The organism is Frigoribacterium faeni, from assembly GCF_011761235.1.
GTDB classification, from domain to species: domain Bacteria; phylum Actinomycetota; class Actinomycetes; order Actinomycetales; family Microbacteriaceae; genus Frigoribacterium; species Frigoribacterium faeni_A.
Genome location: NZ_JAAOYW010000002.1, coordinates 1,082,061 through 1,094,435, shown reverse-complemented (window position 1 = coordinate 1,094,435; position 12,375 = coordinate 1,082,061). Strand labels below are relative to the sequence as shown.

Sequence of the window (12,375 nt, the reverse complement as noted above, 5' to 3'; positions counted from 1 at the left end):
TGAGAGTTCCGCGGATACTCCATCTGCGTTCCGACGAGAGGCCTCACCCATGATCATCGTCACCGGCGCCACCGGCGCCCTCAACGGCTCCACCGTCGCGCACCTCCTCGAGACCATGCCGGCCTCCGACGTCGCCGTCGTCGCCCGCGACTCTGCGAAGGCCGCCCACTTCGCGGACCGCGGAGTCGAGGTGCGGACGGGTGACTACGCCGACCCCACGTCGTTGCCGGCCGCGTTCGCGGGAGCCGACCAGCTCCTCCTCGTCTCGTCCAACGACCCGCAGGCCGACGCCCTCGCGCTGCACCGGAACGCGGTCGAGGCCGCGGTGGAGGCGGGCGTCGGCCGGGTGCTCTACACGAGCCACCAGGGGGCGGCGCGGGACACGCCCTTCGGGCCGGGGCGCGACCACGAAGCGACCGAGCGCCTCCTCGCCGAGTCGGGACTCGCCTGGACGTCGTTGCGCAACGGCTTCTACGCGCACAGCCTGACCTGGTTCCTCGGAGACTGGCGCGAGACGGGCGTCGTGACGGTGCCGGCCGACGGGCCGGTGTCGTGGACGGCTCGAGAGGACGCCGCCGAGGCCGCCGCGCGCATCCTGCTGGCCGACGGGGCGCACGACGGGCCCGTCACCCTGACCGCGCCCGCGGCTCCCACGTTCGCCGAGGTCGCGGCGATCGCCGCCGACGTCGCGGGCCGGCCGGTCGAGACCGTGGTGCTCGGCGACGACGAGTGGATCGCACATCAGGTGTCGGCGGGGCAGCCGGAGCCCATGGCGCGGTTCATGCTCGGGATGTACCACGCCGCCGCCGGCGGGTTCTTCGCCGGCACCGACCCCCTGCTGGGCGAGATCCTCGGGCGCGAGCCCCGCTCCGTCCGCGACCTGCTCACGGCGCCGCTCGAGGCGACCGGCCACTAGGAGGCGTCCAGCCCTCGGTCGCCGGTCATCGCGCACCGCATCAGGAGCTCTGACGGAGCCGAGACGATGACGGCCCGAACCGAGCGCCGCCCCAGAGGCGGGCCCGACGGTGTCGACGGGATCGCCCCGGATGCGACGCTGCCCGCGTGCAGGCGGGCCGAGTTATCCTCACGCGTGCGGACACGACGAATCCTGGTTCTCCCGGCCCTTCTCCTGGCCACCGGCGCGGCCGTGGCGGGGTGCACCTCATCAGCGGGGATCGAACAGCAGTGGGGTGACGGCAAGGGGTATCTCTCAGCCGACCAGCTCGTGACCGAGGTCGCTCCCGAGGACCGCGGCGATCCGATCGAGTTCGACTCCGAGCTCAGCGACGGCACGAAGATCACCGCGGCGGACTACCAGGGCAAGGTCGCCGTCCTGAACTTCTGGTTCGCCGGGTGCGTCCCCTGCCGAACGGAAGCGGCCGATCTCCAAGCGGTGAGCGAGGACACGGCCGACGACGCCGCGTTCCTGGGCGTCAACGTCCGGGACCAGCCCGACACCGCTGACGCCTTCACCCGACGCTTCGGCGTCACCTACCCCACCGCCATGGACGTGGACTCCGGAAGCGTCCAACTCGCGTTCGCCGGCGAGACGGCCCCCAATGCGACCCCGGCGACGTTCGTCCTCGACCCGGACGGGCGCGTGAGCGCGCGGGTCTTAGGGGCCGTCGATCCTTCGATCCTCCGAGCACTCATCGAGACGGCGGCCGCGACGACCGAGTGAACCGGGTGGTCTCCGCCACTTCTGCGCGATCCTCGGCCGCCCGAGCGCCCCGCCCCGTAGCCGACCCCTATCGGGTCTCTGGATCCCGGTCGGCCCGCCGGCGTGACCGCCTCCGCGCTCGGAAGAGGAGCACGAGGATGCGGAGGACGGTTCCGAGGCCCATCGCGATGATGATGCGGCCGGCGAAGGACGCATCACCCAGGACGGGGATCGTGTCGAACGGCTGAAGGAGGATCGCGGCCCCCGCCAGGACGAGAGCCACGGCGACGACGAACCATCGGCGCTCTTCTCGGGGCAGGAGCTTCATGCCATCAGTGTGCGCCCCGATCCCACGATCGACGATCCGAGGACTGGGACCGCGTGGTCCCCAAGGCCTTCCGCGGTCGACGCGACGAGATCGTCGAGCGGATGCAGCGCAGTCGTCTCCTGGCGGGGACGCCCTTCCGCGATGTCTTCGCGTGAGTCGCACTGTCCGGCAGCCGCTCCCCTACCGGGCACCCTGACGAGGGTCGAGCCAGCTTCGTCCGAGACGGACTCAGTCGTCGTCCCATTCGTCGCGCAATTCTTTGGTCAGCACCGCGACCTGAACCGTCAGAGCTCCGAGTAGTTCTTCGCGGTTTAGCCTGTTCGTCGTTCTGTAGGCCCAGGTCGTCTCGCCTTCGGCATCCAGCGTCTTCACGAGCACGAAGGCCTCGATGGCCGTCTCGCCTGCCTCCAACGCATGGACCTCCAAGCCCGTCAGAGCCTGATCGATCGGAACGCGTTGCTCGCCTGGTGCCGGAATGCCGGAGTGACTGCCCATGCCACGAGTAAATCTCATCGTGGGGCCCTGATGCTGCCTCTGTGCTTTCTCGTCATCGCGAGCTGGCGCGATGAGTCCGGGGCAGCCCTGCTGGTCGGAGTGCATGTCATCGTCGCCGGCATCGCTACTGGTGTTGTGGGTCTTCTGCTCCGCTGGGGGGCAACGTCCTGTGCGTCGCCCAGCCGCGGTGCCCATGGGTCGAGGTCAGAACACCACCGAGGGCTCGGGAGAGCTGACGGTGCGCTGAGGAACTCCCTCCGAGCACGCTGGATGGCCCCAGCTGACTTGCCCGACACTGCGCCCGTGGGACGATGGCCACATGCGTTGGGATGGAGACGTACTGCCCACGCCGACCGAGGCGATGGTCCTTCACGAGTTCCGCTTGATCTTGTCTGACGCCCTTCCCGGAATAGCAGCGCGCTGGCTCGCAGCCGAGATGGCCAACTCGCCTGCAGTGCGTTCTCTAGCAGGACAGAACCCCCACGACGCCTGGACTGTTGGAGCTCTCCTCGCGGCAACCATCGACGAGCTCGGCCCATCCGTCCCACTGGCGACAGCGGACCGCAGAGCCATGGCCGTCGAATGGGTCGCCAGGAGCTGGCTCCGACACGGCAACACGAGACACGCCGTCAACACCCTTTCGCAATTGGCCATCACGAATCTCGGTCTCGACATGTGGCTCGAAGAATTCATCGGCCTCGATGACGAGTGGGAAGACCCGGGAACGTGGGGACGGACCCACGAAGATCTCGAATCAACGGCATCACGCCTGCTAGTCGAGTTGCTTCACGAACCGGACACCGGCCGATGACGTTCTCCTCACGCACGGTGAGGGTTCGGCGGTCTGCCCGAGCAGCGGTCGAAACAGCACCGAGCCCCTGATGCCTTCTACGTCTTGATGCTCAGCCAGAGCCTGGTCGAGAGACGATGGGCCTCGGGCGCCGGGCGGAGGATCTACTTGCGCCGACGAGCCCGCTGCTCTCCGCGCAGAACAAGGCAAAGCCCCACGAACGATGCCCCGAGCACTAGAGGCGCGACGTAGTAGATCACCGCCTCAGTGTGCTCCTGCCCCGCCCCTTGGCCAAGCGTCTCGGTTCCCGATCCGCTGTGGAGACGGCACCTCAACGGCGATGAGTGATCGATGACGGGTCTGCCTGCACCACCGCGGGTGTCATGAAGATGCCCCGGAAACCCTGGCCCCCTCCGCCCGGCACGGGGAGGTCGAGGACGTCGTGCTGTTCACCACGGTCGATGTCGAGCACGCTGAGCACGAGGCGCCCCGAACCGCCGCTTCCGTAGGCGATGACCCGGCTGTTGTCCGCCCATCCGATGGCTTCCTCCCAGAACGACGCGCCTCGGCTGCGGTTCCGCATCTCGAGCGATCGGAGAGGAGTGGCGGTTCCCGACGCGACGTCGAGGATGGCGAACTGGGAGTGCGGGTCGGCCCTGACGAGGAGGCGGGAGCCGTCCGGGCTCCATGCTCCCGACCCGGCCGGGCACAGTCCTAGATGGCGACGCTGATCGCCGGTCGTGAGATCCGTGATGCTCAGCCAGTCGTTCTCGGGACCGTCGACGGCGCGGTGCCCCAGGGCGAGGAATCGGCCGTCGGCTGAGAAGTGGGCCGAGGGCCCGTGAAAGTTGAACCGGAGGGGGTCGGCGAGAGGTAGGACCTCCTCTTCTCCCTCGCCTGCCAGTACGTAGCGCCCGTGACGAGGGCCGTCGACCGTAGGGTGCGTGAACTCGATGCTGAGTCGACGCCCGTCGGGGGCCGGGTAGACCTGCTCCTCGAAGGACGGCCATCTCTCGAGCAGGGGCCCGTCGGATCGTTCGTCCGACACCAAGTCCCACCGGACGAACCGGCGCTCGGCCGGCACGTCGGGGTTCCGGCTTCCCTCGTAGTAGCGGAGGTAGGTGATCGTTCGACCGTCTGGGGCAAGTGGTGAGTGAAAGAGGAGGGTGTGCGCGTCGGGCTCGATCGGGGCCAGGGCGAGCAGACCGACTGTCGGGTCCCATGCCCACACCCTGTCGTCACTGACCGCGACCCAGGGCGAGGGCGTAGACGGACGCCCCGGACGCGATCGGGGCGCGTGGATCTTCCCGCTAGCGTGCCAGGAATCGTCAGCCATGTGACGAACCTAGTTTCCGAATTGATCTCCGGTAGGCGATCCCCTGACGGGCAGACCAGGTCCACGGAACCTAGCCGTCACCGATCCAGGGAGACAATGAGTCATGTCCTACGACGACGGCATCGCGTCTCGCCTGCACCAGCGACGGGTCCCTCGCATCGCTGCTGTCCTTCTCGCAGCAGCTTTCGTACTCCTCGTCTTGCTCCCTCTGCTGCCCAGCCCCTACGTCTGGGGCGGCGCGCGACTCGCGTTGTTCCTCCTGCCCCTCCCTCCCCTCCTGGCTTTCGGGGGCACGATCGCAGCAATTCTCGACCGGGAGGTCGGCGTGAACAGCAAGGCCCTCTGGGCCGTGGGCTCTGCCCTCTTCGGGCTCGTCTGTGTGCCGGCACTCTTCGTGCTCGTCACCCTCATAGCGGGGCCCTGAAGAACGGGCTCCCGGCCCGACGTGATCCCCGGAGGACCTATCGGCCGCTGAGCGGTCGTCCATCGGGACGTCGTCAGCGGGCGATCGGCATAGAGGCTGCTTCTTCCAAACGGGCATGAGGCCACCAGGCATGCGCGCTGGTCACGGCGAGCAAGAACCAGCCCGTCACCGCGACCGGCCAGTCAGGCACATAGGCCTCGTAGGCAGGCATTCCCTGGAACGAAGTGAAGTGTTGCATCCCCGCCTCCCCAATGAACCAGGCAGTCACGGCAACGACGATCGACGCTCCTACGGCGACCACCGTGACCAAGGGATGCCGAAGCCACACGCGGCGCAGCCCCGGCACGAGACGAAGCGGGAGCCCAACGATCAAAGCCGCGATCGTCGTGACGGCCGCGATGACGGCTACTGCTGACGCCGTGAACGCCCCCGCGGTGGCGACACTCGAGAATGCGGCCAAACCGTCTACGAACAGCAAGGCACCGCAGACCACCATCTGAACCGGCAGAGCCATCCAAACCAGCCGCTCAGCGCTCATTAGATCCACAGTGGCGGTGAAAGGCAACTCTGCCTAGCCCGCAGTCGAGGGCCGCAGGCCCGGTAGCGGATGGTCCAACGGGACACCCGGCTAGCGCGACAGCAACGGGCCTGGACACTCTCCCTGTCCATTGAGACGGCGGAACACGGTCCTACCTGATCGATCGACTGACATCGAGGATCGACTACGAGCGGGCTGCCCGCGCAGAGCTCCGATGTTGTGGCTTGTCGGCTGGATACTCCCTAGGATCGACGAGGGCCGCTCAGCGTGCCTGCACAGAACCCCCCGGGGGGTGGCCGAGCCTTCGCTCGAACGAACTGGATTCTGTGGCGGACGACATGCACGAGCGCGACCACCCTGCTCGGCGCAGCTGAAAGACGGGACTGACCATGCGCGCCCTGATCGCCGCCGTCGCGACGACGATACTGGCGGTGTGCCTCCTGTGGGCCCCCGCCGCGTTCGCTGCCACCATCACCACGACGATCCCGACCGGAGCCCTCGCCGACGACGTCGTGGCCGCACCTGACGGCGCGACGGTTTACGTCATGAACTCGGGAGACCGGACCATCTCCGTGGTCGACACCGCGACGAACACCGTCCGGGCGACCTGGCCCCTCACCACGTTGCCGGGCGCATTAGCGCTAAGCCCCAACGGATCTACCCTCTTCGTCTCCGCCTTCGACTCCGTGCTGTTCCTGGACACCACCACCGGCACGATCGAGCAGGCAGTGCCTCTAGCCGCGTCGGCGTCTGACATCACAGTCAGCCCGGATGGCTCAGTCGTCTACGCACCTCTCTACAACGCCGGGACCATCGCCGTGCTCAATGCGACGACCGGTGCAGTCGTCCGCACGATCGACCCCGGACTCCGGGAGGGCGTGATATCGCTGACCGTCAGCCCGGACAGCAGGACGCTCTATGGGTCGCTGCCAAGTTCGAGGGTCGTCTTCGAGATCGACGCCGCAACCGGAATCGCAGGACGGTTCGCCAGCGTCACCGACACGCCCCGCTTCCTCGTTACGAGCACGGACGGGACCGCGCTGTACGCCCCGACGGAACGCGGCAACGCCACCTCGGTGATCAACACCGCGACCTTCAACGTCGTGCGGACCATTCCGGGGACAAGAGCCTACGACGTGGCTGCGAGCCACGATGGCCGGTTCGTGGCGATCACCAATCGGGGGGCGGCCGGTGGGGTCCAAATTATCGATGTGACCACGAACACAGTTGTCCAGACCGTCGCCGTCGCGAACGCCTACGCCGTCGCTTTTTCCCCCTCTGGCTCGATCTATGCATCGACCCGCAGCGGAAATAGCGTGGTCGCGGTGTCCTTCGACCGGTCGCCGGTTCTGATCGACACCACGCCGCCGGCGACTGCGACGGTCGGACAGCCGTACTCGTACACCTTCAGTGCTGACGGCACCCCCGCGCCGACCTTCACGGTGTCATCAGGAACCTTGCCCGGCGGGCTCACGCTCACCGCTGGCGGCTTGCTCTCCGGCACCCCCACGACCGCCGGGGCGGTCACCTTCACGGTCACCGCGACCAACGGGATCGCACCCGATGTAACCACGGACCCTCTGACCATCACCGTAGAGGCGGCGGTCGCCGCTCCCGTCTTCACCAGCGCGGCACCGCCCGCGACGGCAATCGCAGGGCAGTCGTACTCGTACACCTTCACCGCAACCGGAAACCCGGCACCGACCTTCGCCGTGACATCAGGCACCCTGCCCGCCGGACTCGAACTCGACGCCGCTGGCGTCCTGTCCGGCATCCCGACTACCGCCTCCTCGAGCACCTTCACCGTGACCGCGACCAACGGCGTCGCCCCTGACGCGACGACGGAAGCGATCACGATCACGGTGGCCGCCGCCCCTACAGCACCCACCTTCACGGCCGCGACTCCGCCCGCCTCCGTGACCGTCGGCCAAACGTACATGTACACCTTCACCGCAACCGGAAATCCCGCGCCGACGTTCGCCGTGACATCAGGCGCCCTGCCCGCAGGACTCGAGCTCGATGCCGCTGGAGTCCTGTCCGGCATCCCGACCACCGTCTCCTCGAGCACCTTCACCGTGACCGCTACCAACGGCGTCGCCCCAGTGGCGTCGACAACACCAGTCACCATCACGGTGTCCCCAGTAGTTGTGCCCGCCCCTGATCGGCTCCCCGCACCGATCATCACAAGCCCCACCCCCGACCAGACCATCACGGGCAGCGTGACCTACAGCGGCACGGGCACCCCAGGGGCATACATCGCATTGGTGACCTACGAGGGTGAAATCCCCCCGCAGTCCTCCGGACCAATCGAGGCCGCCTTTGCCGCCGCCGACCCAATTCAGGTCTCCGCCGATGGAACCTGGTCACGGATTGTCACAGTCACTCCAGGCGACTACACGACCTTCGCGGTCCAGTTCCTTCGCGATGCGAACTGGAGCGTGACGGGCAGCTCGCCCGCTTCCGTGTCCGTCACCTACAGCGTCACCGCAGCCGTGGTCCCCGCCGCATCGACACCAACCTCCCCCACCCCTGCGGTAGGCACACCGAATGCGGGTGCACCGAAAGGGCTCGCCTTCACAGGCTCGAAAACTACAGGCCTCGCTAGTTTCGGCGCACTGCTCACAGCAGCCGGCGTCGCCCTCACTGTGACCACCCGCCGCCGACGAGCCGCGGAGCCGACCGCTAAATAGGGACCATGCGAGCAAGTCCCCGACCCGTCTGCGGCGGAGGGATTCTTAGCGCGATTGCGACCGAAGTAGTGACCGACAACCCATCCCCTAACGGGCGATCAGGAACGATCGCTAACAGGCTGCCGCCAGCGGCAACCTGCCGATGACATCCGCGTCATGACGGGTCAGCAATCGAGAGCGTCGCGGCGAGATCGAGGTCGCTAGGACCGCCGGTGACGCCCGCGGACGCGAGGAGGGTTGCTCCGAAGACCGCGCTCCAGAAGGTTCGGGCGTCCCTGCCGACACCGCTCGCGCTCGTCCAGTCGCGCTCTCGGGTCACGCGCTCCAGGTAGCGCTCTGACTGTCGGAAGAGGACAGCGAGCAACAGCCTGACGCGCTCGCGTTGCGGTGCGTCATCCCCGGCACGAGCCAGCGCCTGCACGACGATGACCGTGGCCGGCATGGCCAACGCGGTGCGGGCCAGGACCTCGCGGAACTGTCCAACGTCTGTAGCTCGGCGGCCGGCGGCTTGCAGCCGCGTGGTGTCCCTGAGGAGCAGCGCGAAGGCGGCATCGAGCACCAGTCGGTCCTTCGACCCAAAGTGGTGCGTGATTTGGTTCGGGTACGCCCCAGCCGCACGGGCGATCTCACTGACTGTGATGCCGCGCGGTTCGCTCGCGCTCAGGAGCCCGGCCGTCGCAGCGAGAATGCGGGCACGTGTCGCCGCGCCCCGTGCCGTGCCGCTGCCTGTTGCGCTTGCCATAGCTCAATTGTACGTGATACAACTTGACTTGTTCGTCGTACAAGAAGGAGCATCGTGGACATCTCAGTTACTGGCTACGGCGCGGTCTCACCCTTCGGACACGGCGTCGACCCGCTGTGGGACGCACTCCTGGCGGGTTCTTCCGGTGTTCGCCAGCTCGACCGCGATGGTGCTCTGTGGGAGCAGGTGCCGATCCGTGTCGGAGCGCCCGCAGCGCTCGACGCCGACGGCTTGCTCGGCCGGGTCCGCGCGAACCGGCTGGACCGAAGCCAGCAGCTCGCACTCGTGGCCGCGGCCGAGGCATGGTCCGACGCAGGAGCGCCGGCCGTTGCCGGCGATCGGCTCGCTGTGGTCGTCGGGACCGGCGTCGGCGGCATCGAGACCCTGCTCGACGCACACGACACCCTCGGAGCCAGCGGTGCCCGCCGGGTGTCACCGCGCACGGTGCCGATGCTCATGGCCAACGCTGCCGCCGCCCAGATCAGCATCGAGTACGGCGCCCGCGGTGGTGCCTACACGACGGTGTCCGCGTGCGCATCCGGAGCCGAGGCGATCGCCGTCGCCGCACGACTCATCGTGACGGGCGAGGCTGACGTCGTGATCGCCGGCGGGGCAGAGGCTGCGGTGACCCCGGTGACCATGGCTTCGTTCGCCCAGTCACAGGCACTGGCGAAGCCCGACGGCGACGACCCCGCGACACTCTCTCGCCCGTTCGACGTCCGGCGCCGAGGCTTCGTGTTAGGTGAAGGGGCAGGTTTCGTCGTCCTCGAACGCGCCGAGCACGCAGCGGCACGTCGCCAGCGATCACATGCGACGCTTGCCGGTTGGGGCATCACCTCCGACGCGCATCACATCACCGCACCTCTCGAAGACGGCAGTGAACAGGAACGAGCGATGACCGCGGCCATCCGGATGGCCGGGCTCACCGGTGGCGACGTCGACCACGTCAACGCGCACGCAACGGGCACCCTCTTGGGGGACATCGGCGAAGCGGCTGCAATCCGTCGAACTGTCGGGCCGCATGCGCTCGTGACCGCGCCGAAGAGTTCCATCGGCCACATGTTCGGCGCAGCCGGGGCTGTGGAGGCGATCCTGACGATCCGGGCGCTGGAAACCGGGACGGTCCCGCCAACGAGGAACCTCGAACAGCTCGACCCAGCGGTGGACTTGGACGTCGTCACCGGGACGGTTCGGAGCGCTCCGTTGCGAGCGGCGCTGAACAACTCGTTCGGGTTCGGCGGGCAGAACGCGTCCCTGGTGTTCACCACCGCCTGACCGCCTTCGGCATCCGCGACAGCCGGCCGGCTATCAGAGCGAAGCTGGAGCGCTCTTCGTAGGGTGGCTCATGGTCATCATCGGAACGGAATCGGCACGCGCAGACGATGTGCTCGATCTGCTCCGCGAGGGCGATGCATTCGCGTTGGCGTTGTACCCCGCCGAGAACTACCACGGCCTCGACGTCGAGGCTCTTGCAGCGGACGGCGTGACGCTCTTCGTCGCTCGTGATGACGGTGCAGCGCTCGGCACGGCGGCACTCGTGGACCGCGGCGACAGGTCAGCTGAGATCAAGAGGATGTTCGTCAAGGACACGGCCCGCGGACGTGGGATCGGACGTGGCCTCGTCGAAACGCTCGAGGCCCACGCGCTGGGCACGGGCATCTCGACCCTGCAACTTGAGACAGGGGTCCCACAATTCGCCGCGATCGCCCTCTATGAGAGGCTGGGCTACTGCCAGATCCCTCGCTTCGGCGAGTACACCGAGGACCCGCTGAGCTACTGCATGGAAAAGCACCTGTGAGCACCGAGCACCGATCACCGATCCACCCGGACCTGATCGACCATGGGGGCCGCACCGCAAGCAGACTGCAGACCAGGGCGGCGTTCAGCTGATCTTGGGCCGGCGCGCGTGCGTGCGTGCTTTCGCCCTGTTGCCGCAGGTCGCCATGGAGCACCACTTCGCGGTGCCGGGGCGGCTGTGGTCGATGAGGAACAGGTTGCACTCGGCGTTCGCGCAGGCGCGGACGCGACCCGGGAACTGCTCGGCGACGCGTGACCACGCCAGGACGGCCGTGGTCGCGAGGCGGTCGTCGTCCGCCGCGACGAGGTCCCAGGCCACGCCCTCGGACGTGACGCGAGGCGTGCGCACCGCCCCCTCGACCACACGCGCGAGCTCGTCGACCGCCTCCGGCCCGGCCCCGCGGATCACGGCCTGGAGGGCCGCGCGAGCCCGGCGGAGCTGAGCGGCCTCGTCGACCGAGCCGACGCCGCCCCAGCTCCGGGCCAGCTGGCGACCGTGGTCGCCCTCGAGGGCGTCCGTCGGGTGACCGTCCACCACCGGGGCGCTGTTGAGCACGGCCAGCAGCAGCTCTTCGTCCGTCAGCATCGGTCCTCGTCTCCTCGCACCTGTCCGGCGCGATCTGACCCATGCTACCGTCCACCTAACCAGTAAAACAATCCAAAGGGGTTACGCATGGTCGCCGTCCACCACCGCACCGTCTCCGTCGACGGGCACGACGTGTTCTACCGGGAGGCCGGGCCCGCCGACGCCCCCGTGCTGCTCCTGCTGCACGGCTACCCGTCGAGCTCCCACATGTTCCGCCACCTCATCCCGATGCTGGCCGACCGCTACCGCGTGGTGGCACCCGACCACCTCGGCTTCGGCCGCTCGTCCGCCCCGTCGACCGACGAGTTCGACTACACCTTCGAGGCCCTCGCCGCCGTGACCGGGCGATTCCTCTCGTCGCTCGGGATCGAGCGGTACACGGTCTACGTCCAGGACTACGGCGCCCCGATCGGCTGGCGTCTCGCCCTCGCCGACCCTGCGGCGATCACCGGCGTCATCACCCAGAACGGCAACGCCTACGAGGACGGCTTCGTGCCGAGCTTCTGGGACGGCATCTGGGCCGACGCCGCCGAGCGGACCGCCGAGACCCGCGACGCGCTCCGCCCCGCGCTCGGACGGGAGGCCGTCGAGTGGCAGTACACCCACGGCGTGCCCGACCCCACGACCGTCGACCCCGACGCCTGGGAGCACGACCTCGCCCTCCTCGCCCGCCCCGGACAGGACGACGTCCAGCTCGCCCTCTTCCGCGACTACGCGACCAACCGCGCCCTGTACCCGGCGGTGCACGACTGGCTCCGCACCTCCGGCGTCCCCGTCCTGGCCATCTGGGGACGCAACGACGAGATCTTCGCCGCCGCCGGCGCGAGCGCGTTCCTCGAGGACTCCCCCGAGGCTCGGGTGGAGCTCGTCGACGGCGGGCACTTCCTCCTCGAGTCGCACCTGGACGAGGTCGCCGGCACGATCAGGGACTGGCTCGCAGACCAGGCCTGAGCGCACCGGACCGCCCCCGCTTCAGCCACAGACACGGT

Annotated in this window: 14 protein-coding genes; 8 read left to right on the top strand and 6 right to left on the bottom strand. The window is 68.3% G+C overall.

All coding sequences use genetic code 11. The annotated features are described in order from the left end of the window. Positions 1–49: 49 nt before the first annotated feature. Both FHR78_RS11705 and FHR78_RS11700 read left to right on the top strand, forming a co-directional pair. On the top strand, positions 50–916 hold the full coding sequence (locus FHR78_RS11705; protein ID WP_166760622.1) for an SDR family oxidoreductase: 867 nt from the start codon (positions 50–52) through the stop codon (positions 914–916). A 174-nt stretch (positions 917–1,090) separates the two neighbouring features. Beyond that, a complete protein-coding gene (locus tag FHR78_RS11700; protein ID WP_347878169.1) occupies positions 1,091–1,681 on the top strand; it encodes a TlpA family protein disulfide reductase in 591 nt (196 codons plus the stop codon). A gap of 67 nt (positions 1,682–1,748) precedes the next feature. Here the strand turns inward: FHR78_RS11700 and FHR78_RS11695 are convergent, their stop codons facing one another. Both FHR78_RS11695 and FHR78_RS11690 read right to left on the bottom strand, forming a co-directional pair. Further along, a complete protein-coding gene (locus FHR78_RS11695) occupies positions 1,749–1,988 on the bottom strand; it encodes a hypothetical protein (RefSeq protein ID WP_166760620.1) in 240 nt (79 codons plus the stop codon). Positions 1,989–2,216: 228 nt separating this feature from the next. Then, a complete protein-coding gene (locus FHR78_RS11690) occupies positions 2,217–2,483 on the bottom strand; it encodes a hypothetical protein (RefSeq protein WP_166760619.1) in 267 nt (88 codons plus the stop codon). Positions 2,484–2,802: 319 nt separating this feature from the next. Between FHR78_RS11690 and FHR78_RS11685 the strand changes: the two genes are divergently transcribed. Beyond that, positions 2,803–3,294 carry a hypothetical protein gene (locus FHR78_RS11685; RefSeq protein ID WP_166760618.1) on the top strand — a complete coding sequence of 164 codons (492 nt, stop codon included), beginning with the start codon at positions 2,803–2,805 and terminating at the stop codon, positions 3,292–3,294. Positions 3,295–3,604: 310 nt separating this feature from the next. Here the strand turns inward: FHR78_RS11685 and FHR78_RS11680 are convergent, their stop codons facing one another. Continuing rightward, entirely contained in the window at positions 3,605–4,609 is a 1,005-nt protein-coding gene (locus FHR78_RS11680) for a TolB family protein (RefSeq protein WP_166760617.1), read from the bottom strand. Positions 4,610–4,712: 103 nt separating this feature from the next. Between FHR78_RS11680 and FHR78_RS11675 the strand changes: the two genes are divergently transcribed. Beyond that, positions 4,713–5,033: a hypothetical protein gene (locus FHR78_RS11675; RefSeq protein WP_166760616.1), complete on the top strand. Its 321-nt coding sequence runs from the start codon at positions 4,713–4,715 to the stop codon at positions 5,031–5,033. 73 nt (positions 5,034–5,106) lie between these two features. Here the strand turns inward: FHR78_RS11675 and FHR78_RS11670 are convergent, their stop codons facing one another. Beyond that, a complete protein-coding gene (locus FHR78_RS11670) occupies positions 5,107–5,571 on the bottom strand; it encodes a hypothetical protein (RefSeq protein WP_166760615.1) in 465 nt (154 codons plus the stop codon). A gap of 389 nt (positions 5,572–5,960) precedes the next feature. On the opposite strand from FHR78_RS11670, the gene FHR78_RS11665 reads away from it, so the two are divergent. Next, entirely contained in the window at positions 5,961–8,261 is a 2,301-nt protein-coding gene (locus tag FHR78_RS11665; RefSeq protein WP_166760614.1) for a putative Ig domain-containing protein, read from the top strand. A gap of 154 nt (positions 8,262–8,415) precedes the next feature. On the opposite strand, the gene FHR78_RS11660 is transcribed toward FHR78_RS11665, so the two are convergent. Next, positions 8,416–9,003, bottom strand: coding sequence for a TetR/AcrR family transcriptional regulator C-terminal domain-containing protein (locus FHR78_RS11660; protein WP_166760613.1), 588 nt, complete (start codon positions 9,001–9,003; stop codon positions 8,416–8,418). Positions 9,004–9,057: 54 nt separating this feature from the next. On the opposite strand from FHR78_RS11660, the gene FHR78_RS11655 reads away from it, so the two are divergent. Together FHR78_RS11655 and FHR78_RS11650 are read left to right on the top strand one after the other, a co-directional pair. Next, positions 9,058–10,278, top strand: a complete 1,221-nt coding sequence (locus FHR78_RS11655; protein WP_166760612.1) for a beta-ketoacyl-ACP synthase II — start codon at positions 9,058–9,060, stop codon at positions 10,276–10,278. Positions 10,279–10,348: 70 nt separating this feature from the next. Further along, the gene (locus tag FHR78_RS11650) at positions 10,349–10,801 is read left to right on the top strand and encodes a GNAT family N-acetyltransferase (protein ID WP_166760611.1); all 453 of its coding nucleotides are present in this window, start codon (positions 10,349–10,351) and stop codon (positions 10,799–10,801) included. Between the two features lie 84 nt (positions 10,802–10,885). Here FHR78_RS11650 and FHR78_RS11645 read toward each other — a convergent pair whose 3' ends face one another. Then, positions 10,886–11,386: a CGNR zinc finger domain-containing protein gene (locus FHR78_RS11645; RefSeq protein ID WP_166760610.1), complete on the bottom strand. Its 501-nt coding sequence runs from the start codon at positions 11,384–11,386 to the stop codon at positions 10,886–10,888. An 87-nt stretch (positions 11,387–11,473) separates the two neighbouring features. Here FHR78_RS11645 and FHR78_RS11640 point away from each other — a divergent pair, with 87 nt between their 5' ends. After that, positions 11,474–12,337: an alpha/beta fold hydrolase gene (locus FHR78_RS11640; RefSeq protein WP_166760609.1), complete on the top strand. Its 864-nt coding sequence runs from the start codon at positions 11,474–11,476 to the stop codon at positions 12,335–12,337. Positions 12,338–12,375: the final 38 nt, after the last annotated feature.